This window comes from Nakamurella sp. GG22 (assembly GCF_052976845.2).
Genome location: NZ_JBRIIO020000015.1, coordinates 116,711 through 141,806, shown reverse-complemented (window position 1 = coordinate 141,806; position 25,096 = coordinate 116,711). Strand labels below are relative to the sequence as shown.

At 68.9% G+C, this 25,096-nt stretch carries 20 protein-coding genes and 1 tRNA gene; 11 read left to right on the top strand and 10 right to left on the bottom strand.

Annotated elements, in window-relative coordinates:
• Positions 1–52 precede the first annotated feature (52 nt).
• Both ACVBEQ_RS16335 and ACVBEQ_RS16330 read right to left on the bottom strand, forming a co-directional pair.
• The gene (locus ACVBEQ_RS16335) at positions 53–2,212 is read right to left on the bottom strand and encodes a YhgE/Pip family protein (RefSeq protein WP_447154360.1); all 2,160 of its coding nucleotides are present in this window, start codon (positions 2,210–2,212) and stop codon (positions 53–55) included.
• The gene (locus tag ACVBEQ_RS16330) at positions 2,209–3,615 is read right to left on the bottom strand and encodes an ATP-binding cassette domain-containing protein (RefSeq protein ID WP_447154359.1); all 1,407 of its coding nucleotides are present in this window, start codon (positions 3,613–3,615) and stop codon (positions 2,209–2,211) included. The genes ACVBEQ_RS16335 and ACVBEQ_RS16330 overlap by 4 nt, the downstream gene beginning before the upstream one ends.
• A gap of 90 nt (positions 3,616–3,705) precedes the next feature.
• Here ACVBEQ_RS16330 and ACVBEQ_RS16325 point away from each other — a divergent pair.
• The 3 genes from ACVBEQ_RS16325 to ACVBEQ_RS16315 all read left to right on the top strand — a co-directional run bounded on the left by ACVBEQ_RS16325 (position 3,706) and on the right by ACVBEQ_RS16315 (position 5,615).
• Positions 3,706–3,778 (top strand) — tRNA-Lys (locus tag ACVBEQ_RS16325).
• A 448-nt stretch (positions 3,779–4,226) separates the two neighbouring features.
• Complete coding sequence (locus ACVBEQ_RS16320) at positions 4,227–5,330, top strand: ScyD/ScyE family protein (RefSeq protein ID WP_447154358.1); 1,104 nt, start codon at positions 4,227–4,229, stop codon at positions 5,328–5,330.
• Positions 5,331–5,411: 81 nt separating this feature from the next.
• Positions 5,412–5,615, top strand: a complete 204-nt coding sequence (locus ACVBEQ_RS16315) for a helix-hairpin-helix domain-containing protein (RefSeq protein ID WP_447154357.1) — start codon at positions 5,412–5,414, stop codon at positions 5,613–5,615.
• A gap of 34 nt (positions 5,616–5,649) precedes the next feature.
• Here the strand turns inward: ACVBEQ_RS16315 and ACVBEQ_RS16310 are convergent, their stop codons facing one another.
• A complete protein-coding gene (locus tag ACVBEQ_RS16310; RefSeq protein WP_447154356.1) occupies positions 5,650–6,483 on the bottom strand; it encodes a DUF427 domain-containing protein in 834 nt (277 codons plus the stop codon).
• Positions 6,484–6,541: 58 nt separating this feature from the next.
• Positions 6,542–7,657: a bifunctional diaminohydroxyphosphoribosylaminopyrimidine deaminase/5-amino-6-(5-phosphoribosylamino)uracil reductase RibD gene (gene ribD / locus ACVBEQ_RS16305; protein ID WP_447154355.1), complete on the bottom strand. Its 1,116-nt coding sequence runs from the start codon at positions 7,655–7,657 to the stop codon at positions 6,542–6,544.
• A 113-nt stretch (positions 7,658–7,770) separates the two neighbouring features.
• Here ribD and ACVBEQ_RS16300 point away from each other — a divergent pair, with 113 nt between their 5' ends.
• Positions 7,771–8,748 carry a DMT family transporter gene (locus ACVBEQ_RS16300; RefSeq protein ID WP_447154354.1) on the top strand — a complete coding sequence of 326 codons (978 nt, stop codon included), beginning with the start codon at positions 7,771–7,773 and terminating at the stop codon, positions 8,746–8,748.
• On the opposite strand, the gene ACVBEQ_RS16295 is transcribed toward ACVBEQ_RS16300, so the two are convergent.
• Positions 8,741–9,508, bottom strand: coding sequence for a dioxygenase family protein (locus ACVBEQ_RS16295; RefSeq protein WP_447154371.1), 768 nt, complete (start codon positions 9,506–9,508; stop codon positions 8,741–8,743). The two genes, ACVBEQ_RS16300 and ACVBEQ_RS16295, sit on opposite strands and share 8 nt — an antisense overlap.
• Positions 9,509–9,637: 129 nt before the next feature.
• On the opposite strand from ACVBEQ_RS16295, the gene ACVBEQ_RS16290 reads away from it, so the two are divergent.
• Both ACVBEQ_RS16290 and ACVBEQ_RS16285 read left to right on the top strand, forming a co-directional pair.
• Positions 9,638–10,180: a MarR family winged helix-turn-helix transcriptional regulator gene (locus tag ACVBEQ_RS16290; protein WP_447154353.1), complete on the top strand. Its 543-nt coding sequence runs from the start codon at positions 9,638–9,640 to the stop codon at positions 10,178–10,180.
• An 81-nt stretch (positions 10,181–10,261) separates the two neighbouring features.
• The gene (locus tag ACVBEQ_RS16285) at positions 10,262–10,585 is read left to right on the top strand and encodes an AfsR/SARP family transcriptional regulator (RefSeq protein WP_447154352.1); all 324 of its coding nucleotides are present in this window, start codon (positions 10,262–10,264) and stop codon (positions 10,583–10,585) included.
• A gap of 307 nt (positions 10,586–10,892) precedes the next feature.
• On the opposite strand, the gene ACVBEQ_RS16280 is transcribed toward ACVBEQ_RS16285, so the two are convergent.
• Positions 10,893–11,066, bottom strand: a complete 174-nt coding sequence (locus ACVBEQ_RS16280; RefSeq protein WP_447154351.1) for a hypothetical protein — start codon at positions 11,064–11,066, stop codon at positions 10,893–10,895.
• A gap of 10 nt (positions 11,067–11,076) precedes the next feature.
• Between ACVBEQ_RS16280 and ACVBEQ_RS16275 the strand changes: the two genes are divergently transcribed.
• Complete coding sequence (locus tag ACVBEQ_RS16275) at positions 11,077–12,060, top strand: serine hydrolase domain-containing protein (protein WP_447154350.1); 984 nt, start codon at positions 11,077–11,079, stop codon at positions 12,058–12,060.
• Positions 12,061–12,111: 51 nt separating this feature from the next.
• On the opposite strand, the gene ACVBEQ_RS16270 is transcribed toward ACVBEQ_RS16275, so the two are convergent.
• The 3 genes from ACVBEQ_RS16270 to ACVBEQ_RS16260 all read right to left on the bottom strand — a co-directional run bounded on the left by ACVBEQ_RS16270 (position 12,112) and on the right by ACVBEQ_RS16260 (position 14,802).
• Entirely contained in the window at positions 12,112–13,434 is a 1,323-nt protein-coding gene (locus ACVBEQ_RS16270) for a metallophosphoesterase (protein WP_447154349.1), read from the bottom strand.
• A 490-nt stretch (positions 13,435–13,924) separates the two neighbouring features.
• Entirely contained in the window at positions 13,925–14,344 is a 420-nt protein-coding gene (locus tag ACVBEQ_RS16265; protein ID WP_447154348.1) for a PIN-like domain-containing protein, read from the bottom strand.
• A gap of 26 nt (positions 14,345–14,370) precedes the next feature.
• The gene (locus ACVBEQ_RS16260) at positions 14,371–14,802 is read right to left on the bottom strand and encodes a DUF433 domain-containing protein (RefSeq protein ID WP_447154347.1); all 432 of its coding nucleotides are present in this window, start codon (positions 14,800–14,802) and stop codon (positions 14,371–14,373) included.
• 1,514 nt (positions 14,803–16,316) lie between these two features.
• Here ACVBEQ_RS16260 and mobF point away from each other — a divergent pair.
• From mobF to ACVBEQ_RS16240, 4 genes are all read left to right on the top strand, one after another.
• Entirely contained in the window at positions 16,317–20,015 is a 3,699-nt protein-coding gene (gene mobF / locus ACVBEQ_RS16255; RefSeq protein WP_447154346.1) for a MobF family relaxase, read from the top strand.
• Positions 20,016–20,183: 168 nt separating this feature from the next.
• Positions 20,184–20,870: a single-stranded DNA-binding protein gene (locus ACVBEQ_RS16250; RefSeq protein WP_447154345.1), complete on the top strand. Its 687-nt coding sequence runs from the start codon at positions 20,184–20,186 to the stop codon at positions 20,868–20,870.
• Entirely contained in the window at positions 20,867–21,835 is a 969-nt protein-coding gene (locus ACVBEQ_RS16245) for a hypothetical protein (RefSeq protein ID WP_447154344.1), read from the top strand. The genes ACVBEQ_RS16250 and ACVBEQ_RS16245 overlap by 4 nt, the downstream gene beginning before the upstream one ends.
• The gene (locus tag ACVBEQ_RS16240; protein WP_447154343.1) at positions 21,832–22,788 is read left to right on the top strand and encodes a hypothetical protein; all 957 of its coding nucleotides are present in this window, start codon (positions 21,832–21,834) and stop codon (positions 22,786–22,788) included. The genes ACVBEQ_RS16245 and ACVBEQ_RS16240 overlap by 4 nt, the downstream gene beginning before the upstream one ends.
• Before the next feature lie 142 nt (positions 22,789–22,930).
• Here the strand turns inward: ACVBEQ_RS16240 and ACVBEQ_RS16235 are convergent, their stop codons facing one another.
• On the bottom strand, positions 22,931–24,751 hold the full coding sequence (locus tag ACVBEQ_RS16235) for an IS481 family transposase (RefSeq protein ID WP_447153353.1): 1,821 nt from the start codon (positions 24,749–24,751) through the stop codon (positions 22,931–22,933).
• Positions 24,752–25,096: the final 345 nt, after the last annotated feature.

The window sequence follows — 25,096 nt, the reverse complement described above, 5'->3', positions numbered from 1 at the left end:
AGTACGCCTGGCGAACGATCTTGGCCCCGGTGCGGCGTCCCCGGGCCGCTCGTCAGCCGAGGGCGGGGTGCAGGTCCCGCTGGGTGAAACGGCGCTTGCGGTGGACCACGTACACGACCAGGCCGACGGCGATCAGGGTGAGCACACCCAGCACCGCGACGTCACGCCACAGCCGGTCGGTGGGGCCGCCGGTGAAGGTGATCCGCAGGGCATCGACCACATACGTCAACGGGATGAAGTTGTGCACGGCCCGGAACGGCGCGGGCAGCACCTCGACGGGGTAGAGCCCCCCGGCGCTGGTCAGCTGGACGAACAGCAGGACGAGCAGGATCGCCGAACCGACGGTGCCGAGCCAGGTCCGGAGCAGGTGGGCGATCGCCGTGAAACACGCGGCCGCGAGCACCACGACGCCCAGTGCTCCCCACGCGTTGACCGGGTCGAGACCGAGTCCCAGCCAGACGATCCCAAACAGCAGCAGGGAGCCGACCGCGCCGATGCCCAGGACCGGCAGCCAGCCGGCGACGGCGATGCGGGACGACCGCGCGCGGCCGGCCAGTGCCCGTGCCGACACCGGCCGCAGCAGCGCGAACGCCGTGATGCCGAACCCCCAGATGGCAAGGCCGAACAGGAACGGCGCGAGTCCCCGGCCGTAATAGGTCGCGGGATTGTCGACGACCTCCTGGACGTCGGCGGGTGACGACAGCACCTGCGCGGCGTCGGCCCGTTGGGCGGGATCCAGGGTCGGGACACGTTTCGCAGCGTCGGCGAGCTGGGTCGACAGCGCCTTCGCTCCGGTGTCCTGTTGGGTCAACTGGTCGACCAGCGTCGCCGCGCCCTTCTCCTGCGTCCCCAGGCCGTCGTCAAGCTTCTGGGCCACGAGCTGCAGCTGGCCGATCGCAGAATCCAGCGCGGTGGCTCCGGTGGACAGCTGACTGACCCCGCTGTCCAGCGTGGCGGCACCGGAACTGGCCGTCGTGATGCCGCTGCTCAGGGATTGCACACCCGTCGCCACCTGGGCCGACTGGGTCGCCAGCCCGGTCAGCTCGGCACCGGCGCCGGACAGGTCCCCGCCGCCCGCAGAGCTCACCGACTGCGCGGCGTCGTTGACGTCGAGCGCCACCTGACTGGCCTGGGCAGAGGCCTGGGCGAGGCCCGACGCCGACTCCTGGATACCGGTCAGGGCCGTCTCGATCGGTCCGTAGTCCGCGCCCGGGTTCGACGCCTTCAACTGGGCGAGTGCGGAGTTGGCATCGGAGGACTGCTGGCTCAGCACCGAGGAGAAGCTGGCGACGTCATCGGTGGCGGCGACGATGTTGGCACCCGCCTGGCCCAGCGCGGGCAACGCCGACGAGACGGCGTTCAGCACCGGGGCCACCGTGCTGGCCAGCTGCTGGTTGCCATCGGCGACCTCCTGGGCCTGCGGACCGAGCTCGGCGGCGCCGGTGTCCAACGCTGTCAGCGCGGTCAGCAGGGACGCCGACCCCGCCTTGGCGTCGCTGGCACCTGTGACCAGCTGGGCCGACTGCGCCTTGTCGTCGGCCAGACCCGCGACCACCTGCGCCGAGCCCTCTTTCGCCGCGGTGATGCCGGTGGAGAGGTCGGTGGCCTCGGCCAGTGCGGTGGTCGCACCCGCGGCCAGCTGGCCGGCGGCCGTTGCGGCTGTGCCGATGTCGGTCCGGATGGTGTCCAGGTTCGCGAAGACGGAGTCGAAATAGGCGCCGATGGCGGATCTGTCGATCGCGGCCTCGAGCTGGCTCTGCGCCGAGGCGGTCAACAACGCGATCCCGATGCCGTTGGCGTCATCCCGCTGCAGGACGACGATCGCCCGGGTCGGGTTCTGCCCGGCGCCGCTGGCCAGGTCGGCCGAGAACTCGGGCGGGATGGTGACGACCATCTCGTAGGTGCCGGCCGCGAGGCCGTCGGATGCCTCGTCCTCGCTGACGAACTGCCAGTCGAAGATCTCGTCCTTCTGCAGTTCGGTGACCAGCCTGTTGCCGGCCGCCACCTGCTGCCCGTCGACCTCCACCGGTTCGTCGAGGTTGACCACGGCGACCGGGACCTGGTCGGTCTTGCCGTACGGGTCCCAGTTCGACCACAGGTACAGCGCGCCGTACAGGGTCGGCACCAGCAACAGGAACAGCAGCCCGACGATCGGCAGCGGGCCCTTGAACCGGCGCACCTCGAACGAGGCGAGCTTGACGGTCTTGATCATCGGGGGTCCTCTGTCGAAGCGGGGGCGTCATCAGCGCCGGGTGCGGCGCCGGCGTTCGGTCCTGGGTCGGTCGGGCCGGCAGGGTTCGGGCCGGGGCCGGTCGGGCCCGCGGGGCTGGATCCGGCCGCCGTCGATCCGGGGTCGCGGGGTCGGGAGTCGTCAGGTCCGGAGTCGTCGTATCCGCCTGACGGCGGCGACTCCCACCGCTCGCGGCTCCACCGACCGTCGTGATCCGGGTCGGCGGCGAGGTCGTCGGCCGGATTGTCCGGGTCCGAGTCCGAGTCATGATCGGGACCCGCGTCCACCGTCCCCAGCTCGGCCGCCCAGGGCGATGCCCCGTAGCCGCCGAGCTCACGGGAGAGCACCTCGGTCGGCGCGTCGCGCGGGTCGAGCTCCCAGATCGCCGCGCCGTCCATAGGTGTGAGGTCCAGGACGACATCGGCGTCCATCACCGGGATGCGGTCGGTGGTCGTGACGATGATGGTCGGACCCATCGCCTTCGCAAGCCGGATCAGGGCATCGAGCATCCGCTGCTGGGTCGCCGCGGAGACGTCGCGGTCCAGGTCGTCCAGGATGATCACCGCACTGACCCGCACGCAGGCGAGCGCGAGCGCGAGCAGGGTTGCCTGCTCCCCGGCGAGCCGCCCGACCTGCATCTTCGGATCCACGACCAAATTCAGTGCCTTACAGGCCTCGTCGAACCGTGAGCGGCCGGACAGCACCGGCTCGTCCTCGATCAGGCAGCGTTCGGTGACCGATTCGCTGATCGTCAGCCGCGGCTCGGGCCCGACCGACCGGCCCGCCCTGGCGACCGCACTGACCGCCCGGACGTTCTTCGGGCGGTCGCGGAGGCTGTGCCCGGCGATGGTGAGCGACCCGGTGTTGGCTTCCATCCGGCCCGCGAGCGCCAACAGCAGGGAGGTGCGTCCGGTCCCGGCCGGCCCGACGATCGCCGCGACCGACGACGGCCGCAGGGTCAGGTTGATGTCCTGGAAGATCCAGCCGTTCTTCGTCAGCAGGCCGAGCCCCACGGCGACCAGTGCGGGTCCGGGCGGCTGCACGACCTCGCGGCGCTCGCCCCCCGGCGCGGGCCGCGGCGGTTCGATCGCCGGGCGTTGCGGTCCGGGGCCGATTCCCCGGCCTGCTTCGTGGCCGGGGATGCCTTCCTGGCCGGAAATGCCCTCCTGGCCCGAGCCCGGGCCGAACTGCGCGCCGGCTTCCGGGCCGGCCTGCGGGCCGGGGCCGCCCTCCGGGCCGGGGCCGACCTCCGGACCGGTCGCGCCTTCTTCGGAGCCGGCGGCCGGCTGCTGCGCGGCGGAATCGACTGCCTCGGCCGACTGCCGGCCATCGCTGATGACGGTCGTCTCGTCGTCATGGAAGTGTTCGTCATCGTGCCGGGCCATGCGGTCCCCCTCGCCGTGATGTCTGGTCCATCCAAGCGAGCCGGTAGGCTCGCGTGGCGGCCGGGGGCCCTGCTCGGACACCCCCATCGCGGGCCTCTAGCTCAATTGGCAGAGCAGCGGACTTTTAATCCGCGGGTTGTGGGTTCGATCCCCACGGGGCCCACCCCTGTTGGGTCCCACCCCATCCTGCACCGCCATCCTGCCTGGACGGCGCCGCGGCAAGCCGCCCCGGAACCCGCGAGTCGCCACGGTATCGGGCACTTCACCCGGCACGAAGTCGATCTTCATCTCGCCAACCCGACCCCGCGCATCCGGAGGAGCGGCGATCACGATTGCAGTACTGAGAGTCAGCATGTTCGCACTCGTCGGATCGGATCACCCCGACGGCACAGTGTCCAGCCAACCGACCGGTGACGCACCGATCCGGACGGAGCAACCTCCGTGGACATACAGGTGAAAAACCGTCCTGCGAAGACTCTTTCGGGCATTTACTCTCTCGCACATTGCCGACTGCGTCGGCCATCGGGGCCGACCCGGCTTGCTCACGGAGAGGGGTGCGCATGCGACGGAGTTCTGCGGTTGTGGCAGTGCTGACCGCGACCACATGCGTGATGGCGCTGACGGCAGCGCCAGTGATTGCGGGTCAACAGGGTGGAGGAGGTGGCGGATACCACGGCGGACAGCCGATCACCGTGGTGGCGGACGGCCTGGACGGTCCGCTCGAACTGGCCGACGGTCCCGGTCGGACGCTGTACGTCACCGAGGCAGTCCCCGGCCAGGTGACCCGGGTCGGCATCCGGTCAGGGTCGACGAAGCCGGTCGTCACGGGCGTCGCAGGGGCCTCCGGGGCCGCACGGATCGGCGGCAAGTTCGCCATCGTCACCGCTGACGACACTCCTCCGCCGGACGCACCAGCTGCACTCGCCAGCGCGGCCGAGGTCCCCGGCCCGACGCCGCCGGCATCGCTGTTGGTCGCCCGGCCCGGCGGCACGCCGCGCCAACTGGCCGACCTCCGGGCGTACGAACTCAAGGCGAACCCGGACGGCCAGGTGCAGTTCGTCGACGGCGTGCCGGTCGACGCACTCTCGAACCCGTTCTTCGTGCTGGACGACCGTTACCACCGCCACGGCTTCGCTCTGGTCGCGGACGGCGGCGGGAACGACGTGCTCCGGGTGGACAAGCGCGGCAAGGTCTCCACGTACTTCGTTCCGCCGCTCGTCACCACCGGTGCCTGCGCGGGCGCACCGAACAACAGCCCGGAGACGGTCGGCTGTGACTCCGTACCGACCGGCCTCGCCTACGGCCCGCGCGGCACCCTCTATGTGTCCACGCTGTCCGCCGAGGTGCCCGGCGAGGGCCGCGTCTACGTCCTCGACGCGAAGACAGCCAAGGTCAAGAAGGTGCTGAGCGGGTTCAACGGACCCACCGGCGTCGCCGTCGACCGTCGCGGCAACGTCTACGTCTCCGAACTGCTCGAGGGCATCGAGAACGCCAATCCTGGCGACCCCGCCACGCTGGATGCGGTCGGCCGCATCGTCCGGGTGGATACGAGGGGCCATCGGACCATCGCGCAGGTCACCCAGCCCTCCGGCCTGCTGTACAAGGACGGTGCCCTGTACGCGTCGTCGGGGACGATCAACGGCCTCTTCTTCGGGATTCCGGATGCCGGGAAGATCGTGGAGGTGGCCCCGTCCGCCTTCGGCCCGGAAAGCTGACCCGGGAATAGTTCGATCTTCAGGGTGGTCCCGCGGCAGCGCCGCTGCTGCCGCGGGACCATCGCCGCCCGGAAGGAACCAATGCCCGAGCCGTCGACCACCGTTCCCGCCACCATCGGCCGACCCGCCTTCCGCGCCCTGGACGCCGCAGGGATCCGCACCCTGTCCGATGTCTCTGCGGTGACGGAGGCCCAGCTGCTGGCCCTGCACGGCGTCGGCCCCCGGGCCGTGACGGTGTTGCGCGCCTGGCTCGAGGAGCACGGTCAGCAGTTCCGGTCTGCCTAACGGGCAGCAGTGCCGGACCGCTGACGCACGCCGGCTACGACCAGGGTGTCCGGACCCGCTCGAACGGCCGGCCGTCCACGATCAGGTCGAGCCGTTCCTGGTAGAAGCAGATCAGCCCGACCACGTCACGGGCGTCGGCGAGCGGCTCCTCGTAGCTCCAGGCGATGTCGACCAACCTCTCCCCGCCTGCGTCGATCGAGTAGTGGGTGGCGTTCCCCTTGTAGGCGCAGGTGGTGCGGGCGACGCCGGGGAGCAGGTCGACCCGCACGTCCTCGCGTGGCAGGTAGTACCGGGCCATCGGGAAGGCGCCCTCGAAGAGCATCTTCGCGCGGTCGGTGTCGGCCAGGACGGTTCCCCGGTGCTCGATGCGGACCCGCCTGGAACTCGGCCGGATGTCGATCCGGTGGTACGGGTCGGTGGGGTGGCCGAAGATCTGCTGGTCCTCCTCGAACCACTCGAAGGCACCGAAATCCAGCTCGACGAAGCCCCTCAGATCGGGATCCCCCAGTCGGAACGCCGCGCCTTCCCGGGTGGCGCCGTCGACCCGCACTGTCAGCGGGTCGCCGTCCGCCGAGTGCACCGCGAACGGCACCCCGGGGTCGAGCAGCCGTGGACCGCCCTCGCCGAACTGGACGGCGCGGTACTCGGGCGGGGGGTCCGCGGCGTCCGCGGGCAGCAGGGTTGCGGTGATGTCGGTCTCCGGGACGGCGTACGACGGCACGACCCGGAGCGGCTCCCAGACCAGCATCGGCGTGGCGGTGTCGGCGACCGGCCGCCCATCGAGGCGCACCCGCACCCGCTTGGTGCTGGGCTGGTAGCGGAACTCCGGCAACGAGGACATCATCTGCTTCGCCAGTGACAGAGCCATGCGGGAATGGTCCGCCCCCGAGGCGACGATGGCCAGGGCTGGCGGCGGAACGCGGGGCTCAGCGCCGGAAGTCGAACCTCAGCCGGGCGTCGGGTCCGATCCTGGCAACGTCCCGGAGTTCGCCGCGGTGCGCGTCCGCCAGGGTGCCGGCCGCACCACCGTCGAGCGCAGAACGCCCCGCGCCGAGCAGTGTCGGCGCGACGTAGACGATGGCCTCGTCGATCAGGCCCGCGTCCAGGAATGACGCCGTCACCGTGGGACCGCCTTCGAGCAGCACGTGGCGCTGCCCCCGGCGATACAGCTGTCGCAGCGTCTCCAGCAGGTCCACCCGCCCCTGGCGATCGGCGCCGACGTCCGCCGCAGTGGCGACCCAGCTCTCGGCCGAGGCATCGAGAACCCTTGCAGCGGCAGGTGTTCGACCGCGTGAATCGAGGACCACCCGCAGCGGCTGACGAGCCACCAGCCCGTCGTCCCGATCGCGCGCGGTCAGCTGCGGATCGTCGGCCAGCACCGTCCCGACGCCGACGATCATGGTGTCGACCCTGGATCGCAGGGCGTGCACGTCGGCCCTCGACTCCGGCGAGGTGATCCACTTGCTCGTGCCGTCCGGTGCCGCCACCCGGCCGTCGACCGTCATCCCCGCCTTCCAGGTGACGAACGGGCGACCCTCCCGGGTCGCGGTCAGCCATACCCGGTTGACGTCCTCCGACGCGGACACCACGGCCACCGCGGCCTCGCGCAGGGAATCGACGGGGCAACCGGAGTTCACCAGTGCGGGCAGGTCGACCACGTCCACACCCGCGGCCCGCAGTCGATCGACGCCGCCGGCGGCGGGCGGCCACGGGTCGGCCACCGCGACGATCACCCGGCTCACCCCCGCGGCGACCAGTGCCTCGGAGCAGGGCCCGGTCCGGCCGGTGTGGTTGCACGGCTCGAGGGTGACGACCGCGGTCGCTCCGCGCGCCCACTCCCCAGCGGCGGCCAGTGCGACCACCTCGGCGTGCGGGCCGCCCGGGCGGTCGTGGTAGCCCTCTCCCACCGTCCAGCCGCCCGGCGCGAGCAGCACGCAGCCCACGACGGGGTTCGGCAGCACCGAGCCGGCACCACGGCCGGCGAGTTCGACGGCACGGTGCACCGCCGCTACTTCGACGGGCAGCAGGGTCGGTGCGCTCACCCCTCTAGTCTGCGACCTGCGGACCCTGCAGTCGGACACGTCAGGAGAACTGCATACTTCGGTCCAGAAATACTCGCTGGATCTGAACGATCCGGCCCAGCAGAGTGGCTTCCATGAGCAGCGGTCGGCAGGGAGATGTCATCAGGAGCAACGACGGACCCGTGGACCGGGTCGTCGCCGGCGGACGGGTGGGTGTCACGTCCGCACCCCGTCCTGCAGGCGCCTCCTGGAAGGTCCCGCTCGCGGTGTCGTTCACGGTGCTGGCCTGGGCGTCGGCGTTCGTCGTCATCCGGTTCGTCGGCCAGAGCTATTCACCCGGCGGCCTCAGCCTCGGCCGGCTCGCGATCGGGTCGGTCTGCCTGAGCCTGATGATGCTCTGGACCCGCCGGTGGGTGCCGATGAACCGGCGCGACTGGGCACTGGTGGCGATGATCGGCGTGCTGTGGTTCGGCGTCTACAACGTCGCCCTGAACGCCGGCGAGCAGCACGTCGACGCAGGTACGGCCGCGATGCTGATCCAGCTCGCGCCCATCCTGATCGGGGTGCTCGCGGGGCTGCTGCTCGGCGAGGGTTTCCCCCGGATGCTGGTGATCGGCGGCCTGGTCGCGTTCGCCGGCACGCTGATCATCGGCGTCGCGACCTCTACCGGCCGGATCGACATCGCCGGGGTGTTGCTCGTGCTGCTGGCCGCGGTGGTCTGCGCGGTGGCCGTGGTGGGTCAGAAGGTGGTTCTCCGGCGGGTTCCCGGATTGCAGGTGACGTGGCTGGCCTGTCTGATCGGGACCGTCAGTTGCCTGCCGTTCCTGCCGGCGCTGATCTCAGACGTGTCGAACGCACCGACGAGTGCCGACCTCGGCGTCCTCTACCTCGGTGTCGTCCCGACGGCCGCGGCGTTCGTGACCTGGGCGTATGCGCTCACCCGCAGCGATGCCGGCCGGCTCGGGGCGACCACCTACGCGGTGCCGCCGATCGCGATCCTGCTCGGCTGGGTCTTCCTCGACGAGGTGCCGGTCCCGTTGGCCGTGCTGGGCGGCGTCGTGTCGCTGATCGGTGTGGGCATCGCCCGCCGAAAGAGCAAGCCGGTCAGTTGATCTCGAAGGACCGCTTGGCCATCCCGTACCAGAACCCGTCGACCGTGCTGTGCGCGTCCGACCAGGTGTCGGCGGTCGCGCCGAGCGAGACGAACAGCGGGGCGAAATGCTCGGTGCGCGGGTGCGCCCGGCGCGCGGCGGGTGCCCGGTGCTCGAAGTCCAGCACGGCGTCGACGTCGCCCGACTCGACGGCTTCCTTCGCCCACGCGTCGAACTCCTGACCCCATACCGGGGCCTGGCCGCTGGTGTCGCCGAAGTTCGCCTCGGACAGGTTGTGAGTGGTGAAGCCCGATCCGATGATCAACACGCCCTGGTCCCGCAGGGGGGCGAGGCTGCGGCCCATCTCGAACAGCCGGCGCGGATCGAGGGTCGGCATGGACACCTGGAGCACGGGGATGTCGGCCTCGGGGAACATTTCCACCAGCGGGACATAGGCGCCGTGGTCGAGCCCGCGGTGCGGATCCTGGTGCACTTCCGAGCCGGGCCTGGACAGCAGGCGGTGCACGTCCCTGGCCAGTTCGGGTGCCCCCGGAGCCTCGTAGGTGACGTCGTAGTACCGCTGCGGAAAGCCCCAGAAGTCGTACGTCAGCGGGACCGTCTCGGTGGCGCTGACGGTGAGCGGAGCGGATTCCCAATGGGCCGAGACGACCAGGATCGACGTCGGCCGGGGGAGGTCGGCACTCCAGGACTTCAGTTCCGAGGTCCAGGTCGCGTCGTCGGCCAGCGGCGGGGCGCCATGCGAGAGATACAGCACCGGCATCCGCTCCGAGGCGCCCGAACCTTCGCGGGCGGTGCTCGTTGAGGTGTCGATGACGTGTTCGGTGGTCACGGGAGCTCGATTCGGCTGGTCTTCGGTGTGCTCGTCTGAAGGGAGTCTACGCTGATTTACATGAGCGTTCAAGTACTTAGTAGCGCGGTCAACGACCGGCGGGCTGATAATCCTCCTGTGCGCGAAGACCCTTGGCTGTCCGACGAGCAGCAGCACGTGTGGCGTGACTTCCTGCGACTGTCCGGCCAGCTCTCGGGTCACATCGAGCGCGACCTCCAGCAGGCCGCCGGCATGCCGCACGCGTACTACCTGATCCTGGCCATGCTGTCCGAGGCGCCGCGGCGCTCACTGCGGATGAATCAGCTGGCCGAGGTGGTCAGGGCGTCGCAGTCGCGTGTCTCGCATGCCGTCGCACGGCTCGAAGAGGCCGGGTGGGTGCGCCGGATGCCGGCCCCGGGCGACCGCCGCGGCCAGGTGGCGGAATTGACCGACGCCGGTTTCGAGCGACTGGTCGAAGTGGCGCCGAGCCACGCGGAGACGGTGCGGTCCATCATGTTCGATCCGCTCAGCCCGCAGCAGCTGAAGAATTTCGCCGACATCTGCGCGACGATCCTGGCCGCCCTGGACAAGCAGGACCCGGTCACGCCCGGGAAGGAATGCTGACGGATCGACCCGCTTTCCCCCCGGTATCAGCCCGGTATCAGCGCGATTGACCGCTCATCACCGCAGGTCGAGACTGCGTGAATGACCACGCCCGGGATCGCTCTTCTGGGTCCACTGGCGATCAACGGCGACACCGTGGGGTTGTCGCCGAGGGATCGGGTGGTCGTGACGGCGTTGGCGCTGCACCCCGGGGAGGTGGTCAGCGCCGCGTCACTCGCGGACGCCCTGTGGCCCGACGATCCGCCGGCGTCATGGCAGAAGGTGGTGCAGGGCTGCGTCCTGCGATTGCGACGGTCTCGATCGCCGAGGCGCCGAGTGTCTCCGGCCGATGACATCGACACGCAGCAGTTCCAGCGGTTGCTCGACCGGGGCCGCGAGCTGTTGGCCGCGCCGGACGAGATCTGACGGCTGACGCATGGCAGGCCAACTTCGGCGCGCAGGAGTACCGGGCGACCTGCTCCACCAACTGACGCAAGGAACGGAGATTGAAGACCCCGCTGATCGCAGCTTTGGGGCTTCCGGTCCACTCATCCATGCCCTAGTCTTTACTCTACTTAGGGTGGTGGTGGGAGATGGACGGACACGCAACGTCGCACCGGTCGGGCTACGGCCGGCGCACCTCGTTCTCCAGGGGCGGCGCGCTCTACCGACCGAGGTTCCGAGGTAGGTGGATCGCTCTCCTGAGTGTCGCTGTGCTCGGCACCGCAGGGTGTCAGTCGGACCCGTCGGCAGACAGCACGTCCGGCCCGAGCAGCACCGCTGCCCCCAGCCCCGCCGCAGTCGCCAGCCCTGCCACAACTTCCAGCACCGCCCCGCTGGCGAGCCCTGCCGCGGTCGCCACTACCTCTGCAGTCGCCGGCACCGCTGCGTCCGATACCACCGTCACGGCGGCACAGGTGCTGGAAGTCGACCGTCAGGTCGAGCTCTTCCTCAGCCCGGGGGACCGTTACGACAGGCTGATCAAGGCCGTGATCGTTGACGTGGACGGGAAGCCGGTCGTCGAGCACTACGGTGCGAACGGCGGACCGGACGTCACCGGAAACGTCTACTCGGTCACCAAGAGCGTGATGTCCGCGTTGATCGGCATCGCCATCGACGAGGGATCGATCCCGGGAGTCGACGCCACGCTCGGTGAGCTGCTTCCCCGCTACCGCGACGTCATGCTGCCGGAGGTCGCGGCCGTCACGCTCGAGCAGATCCTGACCATGACCGGTGGGATCGTCGGCGACGGCAGCGATGACCGGTGGCCCGAGAGCGACGACTGGATCAGCACCGTTGTGAGCACACCCTTGGAGCAACCGGCCGGAACCGCCTGGTCCTACGCCAGTGCCGGGTCGCACCTCCTGTCCGCCGTCATCACGCAGGCAACCGGCCGAACGGTCCTCGACTACGCCAGGGAGAAGCTCTTCGACCCTCTCGGGATCGACACCGAATCGGCTCGCGAGCCGGCTGCGTTTGTCGGTGACCCGGACCCGTGGCCACAGGGCTTCGCCTGGGGGACCGATCCGACGGGCCTTCATTTCGGCGGCAGCGACATCGCGATGACGCCGACCGACATGGTCAAGCTCGGGCAGCTGTACCTGGCCGGTGGTTCCTGGCAGGGGCGCCGGGTTGTCCCCGCGGACTGGGTCGCGACGTCCACCGCCCAGCATGTGGACACCGGGGACTCCACCTGGCCGGGCTACGGCTACCAGTGGCGGGCGATGGATGCCGGCGGGCATCCGGCCTTCGCCGCCGTGGGATACGCCGGTCAGCTCATCGAGGTGGTCCCTGACCTGGACATGGTGGTCGTCGTGGCGTGCATCAACGATCCGGCCGGGTTCGAAGCCGATGCATTCGTGCAGTTCGTCGAGGGCTCGATCGTCCCAGCGCTGGGCTGACGGTCGGTGAGCTCAGCTGAAGGTCGGTGCGCTCAGCGGAGATCGGTGCGCTCAGCTGGCGGCCGGCGCGGACGTCCCCGGCGCGACCAGCGTGAGCATCGTGATGTCCGGCGGCGCGCCGAGCCGGGCAATCGGTCCCCAGAATCCTGCGCCGTTGGTGATGAACAACTGGGTGGGTCCGAAGGAGTAGTAGCCCGACACAGCCTTGGACGTGGCAGCAACGGCCAGCGTGCCCGGGAAGAACTGCCCGCCGTGGGTGTGCCCGGACACCATCAGATCCACCTGGCGGTCAGCGGCGTCATCGACCAGGTTCGGCGAGTGGCTCATCATGATGACGGGCTGGTCAGGCGCCCGGGTCGTCAGTGCCGCGTCCATGTCGGGTCCGCGTCCGGTCGGCCGTCCGGCGATGTCGTGGACACCGGCCAGCAACAACCCGCGCACCGGCTCCCCCTCGTTGGCCAGCAACCGCATGCCGAGCTGCGGCAGGAACGCGATCCAGCCGTCCGGGTCGAAATAGAACTCGTGGTTGCCGGTGACGACGAAGACGCCCTCCGGCGCGCGCAGATCCGCCAACGGCCGCAGCTCCTCCCCGAGCTCGGCGACCGAACCGTCGGACAGGTCACCGATCAGGCAGATGACGTCGGGCTGTTGCGCGTTGACGAGTTCGACGACGGACCTGCAGAAGTCGGCCCCGAGCACGCTGCCCAGATGCAGGTCGCTGATCAGGGCGACGCGCATGCCCACCGCTTCGGCCGGGATGTTTGGCAGTGCGATGGTGGCCGTCCGGACCGCGGGACCGCCCAGGGCCGATCGGGCCGCGATGCCCGTCGTGATGGTGGCGACCGCGCCGATGCCGACGGCAAGGGCCCGCTGCAGGAACAGCCGGCGATCCGGGTCGGGTGGCGCCGTTGTGACAGTGGTCGTCGAGTGGGTCTGCGGCGCTGGTTCATGCGCCGCTGGTTCATTCGCCGCGGGGGCGCTCTGCGTTCCCATGTGCGGAGTGGTCTGCGGCGATCCGGCGTGCGTCGCCTCGCTCTCGGAAACGGTTGCCCGCTGAGGGCGGCAGCGTTGCCACCACCACCAGATCCGCACCGGTTCGGTCAGCACCGTCGCCGTCGCGAGGAAGATCAGCAGGCCGTAGCAGGTCCAGCCGATGGGCCCGATCAGCACCCGCTGCGCGGCGATCGGCAGTGCGTACTGCGCGATCAACGCGAGGGGTCCCAGGGCCGTCACCGCGACGATCACGACGGTCCAGGCACGTCGTGCGGTGGTCCGCGGACGGGTGGTGCCCTTGACCAGCCGCCACCACACGTACCCGCCGACCAGGGCCAGCATGGTGATGTTGGGCCAGATCCACCCGGGAACGGAGCGCATTGACGCCAGCGTAGGCGGGCCCGGACCAACTCCCGGATGAACTCGGGACTGTCACCGATCAGCCGAAGTAGCTGTCACCCATCAGCCGAACTGTCCGGCATCAACCGAATGCCGAACATCACGATCCGGCGGAGCAACAGACGCTGTAGCGGAGCAACAGACGCTGTGTGGAGCCGCTGTGGGGAATCGAACCCCAGACCTTCTCATTCCGGGAATCACCCTAATGTAGATTCATCCAGTCGCATTACACGTATTCAGGTACAGCGGATCCCGGCCAACGGTCCCTCTCGGCTCATTGGGTCTCACGAGTTTGTGGGGTGGTTTGTGGGGTGCTCGCTGGCGGGCTCGATGACACAGAGAACGGCCCCGCCTCATGTGACGTCGGGGCCGTCCGGGGCCATGCGGTCTTGTGCACCGCTCGCTTCCCCGAGTTCGACAGGGCAATACCGAGCACGTCTGTTCCTGGCAACACGGAGCTCGTGTGCTCACGCTAGTCGCCGATGTCCATCTCGGTGACGTCGTTAAGCCTCACGCGAAGGAACCACGGCCCTAGTGTCCGGTCCGCAACGAAGGCCTCGATGTCGTCCCACCTGTTCATTAGCATCTTCAGGTAAGCCCAGTTGCTCAAAGACCTCTTCGGGGCTAGCCGGATCACACGGAGGCCGTGAGCGCGTACCAGATTGGACTCGCCCGGTCTCGTCCGGAGCTTCTTGTCAGCACCGATAGCTATCCAATCGTATTTGGCCACGACTGGGATCCACTCCGGGTCCAATGTGCTCGGGATGATGCCGTGCCCACCCCGTGGGTGACCACACCCTGTCGTGTCGGGCCGCAGTATCGGCAGCGCCTTCGCCAGGCCCATGAGTGATTCGTCAATGAAGAACCGAATGGGCTCGTCTACTCCTGCCAACCTGCGTTGCCCCCCACCCGCCGATGTCAGGATGCTTTGGTGATTCCCTCGAACTCCAAGGCTTGGCTGAGCTGATCCGGAGTCAATTCGTACCAGTCAACGATCTGATCGAAGGTGTCGCCGCCGCGGTACACCTCCGCAACTGCAGAGGTTGAGATTCCACCGATCTGCGGTTCACCGAAGCGGAGATCAGGGTTGACCACGACGTCATGCAACCGGACGTTCGGTCGCAAGCTGGAAACGACATTGTCGGCGAACTCGACCGAGTCGACGAACTCGGAAGCGGCAGCGGTGAAACCCTGCTGACCAGAGGTGATGTCCTCGAACAACATGAGATTCCGATCGAGGTCCAACTCACGCTGGATCTGCAGCACCAGTGCGCGACCCTGCACGGTCAGGTAGGGCTCGGCGTGAGCCAGCGGGTATCGCGTCCCGAATCGCTGCCTGAGGGCAGCCATGTAGGAGCGGAGATGTGGAAGCGAGATCTTGTCTCGGTCACGGTATGAGGCCAGCAGGCGCGCCTCGACAAACTCGCCCCAGGTGACGGCCGATCGGCCAGTAGGCCGTGTTCGGATGATCGGGGGGTAGTTCACGCCCCTGCGTTCATATCCGTCGATCCAACGGCGTCCCGTACCAGCTGTCAGACCCAAGATCTGATCGACGTCTGGCATCAGGTAGACGTCACGGTCGAGCAAGTCGGTAACGGTGCCCATGATCGCCCCCCAGCGTCTGGTAAGTGGATCGCCAATGTTGTAGCACGCGCCGTGCTACAACGAACCTTACGGTCGGCTGGGCCAGGGTGCCATAGCGAATCGCGCGTTAGACCACCCGGGTCGCTACGGCCCGGTCACAGATACTTCGCGACATCGGCCGATACGGCGGCCCGGACCGATGTAGGTGTCCAGCGTGGTGCGGATGCTTGGGGCCCGCGTAGTCGGCAACCGCGCGGATCGGCAAGTGGTCCGCTAGCGCTGTCACAGCCGCGCGGCGGAGACCGTGGTGGCTGAGCCACTGGTAGCCGGCCGAATCGAACTCGGAGCGCAAGATCGCCGCAGTATTGGAGCGGTCCCGCCGACTGTCGCACTGGCCCCAGCGGCCAGGGTTGGGGAAGACCGGCCGTTCGTCGGTAGCCATATCGACCACGCCAGCAGCGTCAGCGCGACGGGCCACGAGCGAAACGACGCGGGGCAGCAGCGGCACTGGGCGGATGCTGGGTTTGGTATTGGACTCATGCCGAACGATCTCCCCCAGCAGGCCTCTAGGTCCACCGTGGCAGCCAGCGAGACGGGCCCGGTCAAGAGGGAACTGCCGTTCTCGCCCTGCCCACGGCGGATGGTGACGTCGCGCCAGCGGATGGCACAGACCCCACCGATCCGGCCGCCGATGGCCAGGCCCGCCAGCACCAAGTCGCGGACGTCGACCCGCTCGGCCCGCTCCGAGCGTGCCACCGACCACGCCGAGTGCGGACGCTCCGCCTGGGTCAGCGCGCGGTCGTGGTCGAGCCTGTGCCCGACGGCCTCGGAGCCGTCTCCTGCCCGCCGACGCTTCGGTGTGCGGATGGCCCCGGCGTCGCGGACCGATGCCCCCGGCGATCTTGGCACGGACGCCTCCTCCGCAATGACAACCCACGAGTACAAGTTCGACCAGGGCTCCACGGGCGGCCCGACGAAGACGGAATACCACTCCCCGTCCCGAGCAACGACACACCACTCGTCGCCAGCGGTGCCTCAACTGGTGCTCGAACGACATTGAGCCGACGGCACCCGAGAACCCCGCGCCGCTCCACCCGCGACAGCTGGATCCGGCGTCGCTGGCAACCCTCAAGTCTCAAATCATCAGTCAGCGATGCCACCTGACAACGGTAGCCCCGACCAAGATCATTACTGCCTATACACCTCTGGCATTTGCGCCTCGCGGCACCGATCCAAGATCAGGTAGCTCACCGCTGGGAGCCGCACGAGCGTGGGTGGTGATGAGTCTGTCGCGGATGGCGTCGGTCGACTATCTGGTCGACCATGTCGCCGCCGGCGACGGCCGGGCCGCGGACTCGGGGGCGTCTCCGCTGACCCGCTACTTCACCGCCGAGGGTTACCCGCCCGGCACCTGGCTGGGCTCCGGCCTTGCTGCGCTCGGCGCGGAGCACATGGTCGGGTCCGAGGTGACCGAACAGCAGCTGCGAGAATTGTTCGAGCAGTCGCGCAGCCCCTTCGACGGCCGGCAACTGGGACGACCTGCAGCCCGGTACCCGACCCGGCAGGAGCGGATCGACCGCCGCGTCGGAAAGCTCCCGGACACGCTGACCACGGAGACGCGGGCGGCGTTGATCGAGAAGATCGTCGCCGAGGAAAAGCAGACCAAGACTCGGACGGCAGTGGCCGGGTTCGACCTGACGTTCAGCGTCCCGAAGTCGGTGTCCGCGCTGTGGGCCCTTGCGCCGGCCCCGATGCAGGAACAGCTGTACCTGGCCCACCGAGCGGCCCTGGCCGCGACATTCGAGCGGATCGAGTCCGAGGCAGCGTTCACCCGGATGGGCACCAACGGGGTGCGCCGCGTCCGCGCCACGGGGCTGGTCGCGGCCGCGTTCGACCACTGGGACTCCCGCAAAGGGGACCCCCAATTACACACCCATGTCACCGTGGCGAACCGGGTCCAGGGACCGGACGGCCGCTGGCGCACCGTGGACTCGGCCACCCTGCACAAGGCCGCGGTCGCCTACTCCGAGACCTACAACCTGCTACTGGCCGACAGGATCACCCGCCGCACCGGCCTGACCTGGAATCACCGCGAACGACAGCAGGGCAACAACCGACGCGCCGGACGGGAACTGGCCCCGGTCCCGGACGCGCTGATCGCCGCCTACTCCCAGCGCTCCGCCGACATAGAAGCCGCGGTCGACTCCGCAATCGCCGAGCAGGTGCTCCGCACCGGAACCCGACCATCGGCGAACGCGGTCAATCGGATTCGCCAACACCTGACCCTGTCCACCCGCGACGCCAAGAAGGCCCCGAACCTGGCCGAGTCCGTCCGGCACTGGCAGACCACCGCCGCTCACGTCCTTGACGACGATCCCGCGGCCTGGGCCGCCGCCGTCGCCGGTACCGGGGCCGCCGCGCGGCCCGCGCTGTTGCGCTCCGCGGACGTGCCCGACAACGAGGTCGCCGCGATCGCCACCGAGGTCGTCGACGCGGTCGCCACCGCGCGTGCGACCTGGACCCGGTGGAACCTGACCGCCGAGACGATCCGCCGGCTCGCCCGGCGAAACCACCAGTACGAGACCGTCGGCGACGCGGTCGCCGTGCGGGATCGGGTCGTGGGCGCGGCCGAACGGTTGTCAATCTCCCTGAACCCACCGGAGGTCGCCCCGGTCCCGGGCGTGCTCCGGGAAACGGACGGGGCGAACCCGTTCACCCCAGCCGAGGTGTTCACCTCCGCCCGCGTGCTGCAAACCGAGGATGACCTGCTCCGGCTGGCGGACGATCGCACCGGCCCGGCGGTCGACCCGGACCGCGCCGACCGCATCGCCCACGAACCGTTGCCCGACCGTGGGGATGCGTTGGCCGTCGAGGACCAGGCGCCGGCCGCCGCGGGGATCGTCACGTCCGGCCGGGTTGTGGACGTGCTGGTAGGGCCGGCCGGTGCCGGGAAGACAACGGCCATGGCCGGCGTGCGGGCGATGTGGGAGGCGGAGCACGGCCCCGGCACCGTCGTCGGATTGGCTCCGTCGGCGATCGCCGCGCAGGTGCTGGCTCAGGACCTGGGCATCGTCACGGACAACACCGCGCAGTGGATCGCACAGCAGGACCTGCGGGACCGCCGTTCTCAACGGATCCGCGACCTGCAGAAGGCGGTCGACCGGGCCGGCGACGACGCCAGCGCCGACCAACTGCGGCAGACGCTCGGCATCGCTCGGGCGGAATACGAACGGTGGCGGCTGCGGCCGGGCCAACTGCTGATCGTCGACGAGGCCGGCATGACCGACACCTTTACCTTGGCCGACCTCGCCCGGCAAGCCAGCCAGGCCGGCGCCAAGCTCCTCTTGGTCGGCGACCCCTGCCAACTCTCCGCCGTGCAGGCCGGCGGGGCGTTCGGACTGCTCTGCGCGAGCCGGCCGGATCCGCCCACGTTGACTCAGGTCCGCCGGTTCGTCGAACCCGACGGCACCCGCCGCACCTGGGAGGAACAGGCCGCCGACCGGCTTCGCCTGGGCGACCACACCGCCCTCGACGACTACGCCGAGCACGACCGGATCCGATCCGGGGAAGCCGACCAGATGGCCGACAACGCCTACATCGACTGGCTGGCCGACACCCACGCCGGCCTGACCAGCGTCCTGATCGCAGCCGACAACGACACCGTCGTCGAACTCAACCAGCGCGCCCGAGCCGACCTCGTCAGTGCCGGGCAAGTCGACGACAGCGCAACCGCGCCGGTCCGTAACGGCCTGTCCATCGGCCGCGGCGATGTCATCGTCACCCGACGCATCAACCGCGCCCAACCCGACGGCACCCTAAAGTCGCGGCTGCCTGGAGACGGGTTCGTCCGCAACGGTCAACGTTGGCGGGTCGAACGCGCCCACCGCGACGGCTCACTCACCGTCCGCCTCCTCACCTCGGATCGGCCGGGCACCGTGCCGGTCACGCTGACCGCCGCCTACGTCCGCGACCATGTCGACCTCGGGTACGCGACCACCGCCCACCGCGCCCAGGGCATCACCGTGGACACCAGCCATGTGCTGGCCGATGCCCTGACCCCCCGCGAAGCGTTCTACGTCGCGATGACCCGCGGCCGCTACAGCAACACCGCCTACCTCGTCCTCGACCCCGACAGCACGGTCCGCGGAATCACCGACCACCCCATCGGCGGGGCCGCCGATCAGGACTCCTGGACCACCGAGCAGGTCGCCCAAGCGATCACTTCCCACACCGCGGCCGACACGTCCGCGCACGAGGCCATTCGGGCGGAACAGGACCGAGTGGTGTCGATCAGGCAGCTGGCCGACGAAGCCGACACCATCGCCGCCTACGCCCACGAGATCGCCGCCGCCGAACTCCTCCTGGCTGTTCTCGGGGACAAGCCGGCCACCAGGTCACTCCTGGATTCCGATGATCTCCCCGACCTCGTCCTCGCCATCCGCCACGCCCACACCGCCGGCATGGACATCGCGAAGGAACTCCCTCGGATCATCCAGGCCCGACCATTCGCAGCAATGACGGCGAAACACCTCGCCAAGGCCATTCGGACCGACGTACAGACCCGTTCCCTGAATGGTCGCCCGGAAATGGTGGCGGGCATCATTGCCGACGCCACTATCGGATTGTCGGACCCGGAAATGATTGACGCACTGCGGAAGCGATACCGACTCGTCGAACAGCGAGCCGAGTCCCTCGCCGACGCCGCCATCGAATCCGCGCCGGCCTGGGCCAAATCGGTCATGCAATTGCCGAAGAATGATGCCGGTCCGATGCTGCAAATGATTGCCGCGTTCCGGGAACGGTGGGAAATCTCCGGCGACGCTCCTTTGGGTCCCCGCCCCGACCAATGTGCTGATCGACGCCACCACGCCGACCACCAACGGCTGTCGGCCATCCTGAACCAGGCCGCCAGAAAACCACCGGCCAACGCTGCCGAAGAATTTGGGCAACTCACCGCGGCGCGAGACAGGCACCTGTAGCCGCACGCCGGCAGCCAGCCCCTCTGGTCGGCGCCCGCTGCGGGGAATTAGCTCCCTCCACCGTGAGGCATCTGTGGATGGCGCCAGCGAGGTGCCGGCGGGAGTTCTAACCGCATGACGAATGGCCCCGGCCCGCCAATCGCACACCCACGAGAATGGGAGCTTCCCATGGCTACACGCATCACCATCGACGGCAATCTCAGCGCCGACCCCGACTTCGGTATCAGCAACACCGGTACCAGCTGGGCGCACCTGCGGGTCGCCAGCCACGAGCGGGTCAAGCGCAACGGCGAGTGGATCTCCACCGACCCGCAGTACTTCAACGTCACCCTCTTCGGCCAGGCCGCCGAGGACGCCGGCGACAACCTGCACAAGGGCGACCGGGTCACCGTCGAAGGACGCCCCGAACTGGAACTGTTCGACCGCCGCGACGGCTCCACCGGCGCCGTCATCAAGGTCTACGCCCGCACCGTCACCCTGAACAACGACGAGGTCCCCGGCGACCGCACCGGAAGGGACGCCAACCAGGACACCACGCCGACCATCTACCACACCGCTGAAGCGACCATGGTCGTCGGCGTTGGCCGGACCGCCACCGCCCTGCACCGCACCCTCAAGGACCATGGCTTCCGCTGGGCGCCCGCGACCACCAGCTGGAACCTCCCGGCGGACATGGACCACCACACCCGCACCGCCAGGGTCAGCCAAGTCGTCTCCGTCATCCGAGAGAACGGTCGTGACGTCCCCGTCGCCAACGAACCCGCCCCGACCAGCGTGCCAATGGCAGCGGCAACCGCCGGCGTCGCGCCGTCCCCTCTCCCGGAGCAAGCCCCCACGAACGGACGCTCGCTGTGACCCCGGCCCCCGTGAACGGCGTCGACCACGAACGGAACCGCCAGTTCGCAGCCCACGTGACCCAGTCGCTCCGCGAGGACTACCGACTCCGCGCCGACGAGACCGAAAGAGCCGTCGGGCTGTACATGCGCCGAAAGGCCGGATGGGCAACCCCGGACCAGGCCGCGTTCGAGGCCTACCGCTGGTGGGCCGCAACCTTCGACCCGTCTGTCGTCATCACCCGAGAGGCCGAGCAGCTCGCTCACGCTCACCGGGCCGACAATTCCGACACCCACCCAAACCGGTCGCAGCCGGTCGCGCGAGACCGGAACGACAAGGACGCCGACCAAGCACGCACAGAAGCGGTTCAGGCCGATCTCGTAGCAATCGAGCCCGCGCCGGCCATGAGCCGAAATCACGGTGAGCGCAACGAACTCCCCACGACACAGGCCAAACTCGCACGCCAGGTCCGGTTGGTCCTCGACAAATCCATCGAAACGGGCTCGATCACGCACCGCGACCATGCCTCGGACCGCACACAGGAAGGGGCCGACCTCGAGGCGGCCCTGCGGCCCGACACCGTTCGGGAGCACGACCGCGGGGACGACATGGTCGTCATCGAAGCCGCTTTCGCCGGCACCACCATTACCGTGCTGCGCGTGCCCGGCGACATCGGCCCGTCCAGCTACGTGTTCATGTGCGAATCCCCCGGCGGAAGCGGCGCGCAGCAAACGCTCGATGCAACCAAGATCGGGATGGTCGCCGCCGGGGATCGAACCCCGGACCCCGACCGCGCCGGCGACTACGAGCACCTCGGCGACCAGGTCCGCAACCATCTCATCGGGCTGGCCAACGCCGTCGCCGAGACCCGCCAGGCATGGGAGGACCAGCAGGCCCGCCGGCTCGAGGCGGTTCAGCTAGCACCTGACGTCGGAGTCGACTCGAGTCGGGCACGCGCGCGGTCCTCCCTCGGAGCGGCCCGGTGACCCAACCGGCCTTCGACCCGGCGATGTTCGGGGGCCAGCCCAGCACACCACCGATCCCCATGGTGGTGTGCTGGGACGACCTCGACCCCACCAACTACGCAAGCCGCCTCTCCGGACTCGCCGACTGGATCACCTGGCTCCGCGCCACATACCGGATCCCAGCAACCGTCATCCCACCCTGCTGGTTCACCCACCCCGGCATCCGCGAGGACATCGGGCACCTCTGGACCGGATGGCAGCTCACCCGCCACCCCGACGCCGGCGTCGGCATGATCGGCCTCGATTGGGACCAACGCAAAGACGCCACCATCAACCGACTTCGCGAAGCCACCGCCATTACCGGATGCACAGCCACACGCCACCAACCCGAACCCGAGCCGACCAGAAACACCGCAAGCGCGATCGACAGCCTGTGGCAGGACCACAAGAACTCGGAATCGCATCGCCGATACCGCGACATCGCCCGCCAAGCCACGGAACACATCGTCGAGGAGATCCTTCAAGCCGCCGAACTCCGCCACGACCTGGCACCGGCCATCCTCGCCGACCTCAACGCCGAATCAGCGAATGAAAACGACGACCAAAGACGCGTCGTTGCGGAGCGACTCGTCCAGCTCGCCGTCGACGCAGAGGCACGGGCCACCAGAGCGGCGGCAGACGCAGTAGCAACGGTTACCGACGCACATCAGCATTCGGAACAGGAAGCCGCACTATCAGTCGCACGCGCCCACATCGTCACGTTGCTCTCCTCATCAGCGCTGAACCGCCAAACACCCGGCGCCGATGTTGTCCAGGATCAGTCCCAGAACTGGCTCCGCTCTCTGGAGCATTACCTCCCGGCCAGGATCGCCGCTGACAGGGCCGCTGCTGCGGCAGCCGCACGGACGGCGGCCGTCGACCAACGGGCCACCGCTCGGCGACGTCACCCCAACATCGATGACCTGCTTGAGTAGGCAAGTCCGACGCGCGACGGGTCTCAGTCCACCGAACCACCGACGGTCGCTTTATGATCCGCTTGTCTTGGCCCTGTCTTGGCCCTGCCTTGGATCAGGAGATAGTTAACGGTTCTGTGCCAGGTGATCCTTTACACCGGGCCTAGACAACTTGGGGTGCGACCGATCGTGGTCGGTCGGCCTTGATGTTACGGACGGGCAGTGTCGTAGTCCGGCGGATCACGCGGGTTTCGCCGTCATCGAGTTCTATCGCCAGGGTGGTGTCGGAGACGTGGACCGTCACGGTTTCGTGCTGATGAGTCCGGCCGAGCGAAACCTTCTGGCTGCACACCATGATCACGCCGGTGCTCGAGACGCGGCGCTGGACCCGAACCGGTTCGGTGGAGGGTCGGGGTGGTGGGCCGGCCGGCCGGTTCCCGCGGAGTCGGATGATCTTGTCGTGGCTGAGCGGGTTCGGCCGCACCCGCAGCAGCTCGCGACTGTCCAGGTCGAAGAACATCAGGGTGTCGCGTTCGATGCGGATCCCGAGGCGGCGTCCGCTGAGGATCTCCGCGGCGAGGATGACGTGGCCACCGAGGACGACGGTGCCGGCACGGGAGACGACCCGCTCGACCTCGACGGCATCGCCGGGTTCGATCGGTGGCAGCGGGGACGGGCCGGCGGCCACGGCACCCGCGGCGACCAGCCGGGCCAGGTCGGTCACGGTCAGGTGCGAGCGCACCGTTTTGATCCGGGTCCCGCCGATGAACAGATGGATCAGGTCGGTGTCGGCCCAGAACCGGACGACCTGACCGGACCGAGTGGGTCCGAGCCAGAGCTGCCGGCCGGCGAGTTGCAGGTTCCCGGCCGGCGGGACGACCCGGTCGAATTCCACCGCTCCACCCGGGTAGCCGGCCGTGGTGCCCGAACCCGTTCCCAGCTCGGCCTTTTCGTCGGCGTTGCTGGCTGGTTCGTCCGAAGTACCCTGCGACGCAACGAGCGTCGGGGGCAGCCAGAGCGGCAACAACTCTCGCTCCGCATCGCCGGTCGGAGTGAAGCGGTCCGCCGGGCTGACCGGCCGCTGATCATCCAGCGCTTGGTGGGGTCGGTCGGCGTTGTATTCCCGGACGAACTTGTCGACGGCGGCCTGCGCCGCGCCCAGCGACTCAAACGGGTCGTGATCATCGAGCAGTTCCCGCCGCAGCGTGAGGTGGAAGCGTTCGATCTTGCCGGTCGTGGTCGGCGACGCCGGCTGGGTCAATCGGTGGATGATCCCGTTGTGCCGGCAGATCTTGTCGAACAGCACCTCGCCGCCCCTGCTGAACCGGCCGGTGAACTGCTTGCCGTTGTCGGTCAAGATCTCGTCCGGCACACCGAACCGGGCCAGCGCCCCGGCCAGCGCCAGACACACCGCCCGGCCGGTGGCCCGCTCCACCACCGACGCCGTCACGCAGAACCGGGAGTGGTCGTCCACCCCGGTCACCACCTTCACCTCGCGGAGCGCTCCGGTGGCGATGTCGACCAGCCATACGCCGCCGACGATGTCCAGCTGCCACAGTTGCATCGGCCCAGGCCGTTCCCACCGTTGGTAGGAGTTCCGTGGCCGTTTCCGCTTCCTCGGCGTGACCAGGCCATGTCGGATCAGGATCCGGTTGATCGTCGCCGTCGACGGGACGGTCAGTGCGCCGGGCTTCTTCAGCAGTTCCATGCGGATCCGCTTGGCGCCCCATCGGGGGTGGGTCCGCCGTATCTCGGCCACCCGCACTGCCACGTCGTCGCTGGCCTGATGAGGACACGACCGGGGCCGGTGCGAGCGGTCCGCCAGACCGGTCACGCCCTCGGTCAGATACCGCTGCAGCCATGCATGCACGCTCACCCGGGACACCCCGACCGCGGCCGCGACTTCGGTGACCGTGGCCCCGCCCAACACCGCGCGGACCGCGTCCAGCCGCTGCTCAACCTTCGACAAGACAACCAGAGCCATTCCCGGCCTCCCGAGCACGACGATGCCCACGAGCATCGCCCTCAGGACGGGGCCGATCACGGCCAGGTGTTAAGCATCAGCTGGTACAAGACTGTTAAGCATCACCCGCTACAGGACAGCCCTGTCTTGGCCCGGGTCGTGAGAAGTTTCCTTACTCCTTCAAGCCATGCCCACCATCCAAACCCCTACCACCACGTCGCCACACACGCCCCAGTTCAGCATCCAGATCCCTCTGTGGCAGGGCCCTGCAGGGCCGATGTCAGCCGGGCGTTTAAGCACGGAACACCCCATGGTGCGTCTGGAGCACAGCCGACGACAACTGAAGGAGAGATAGGCCAGGAGCGC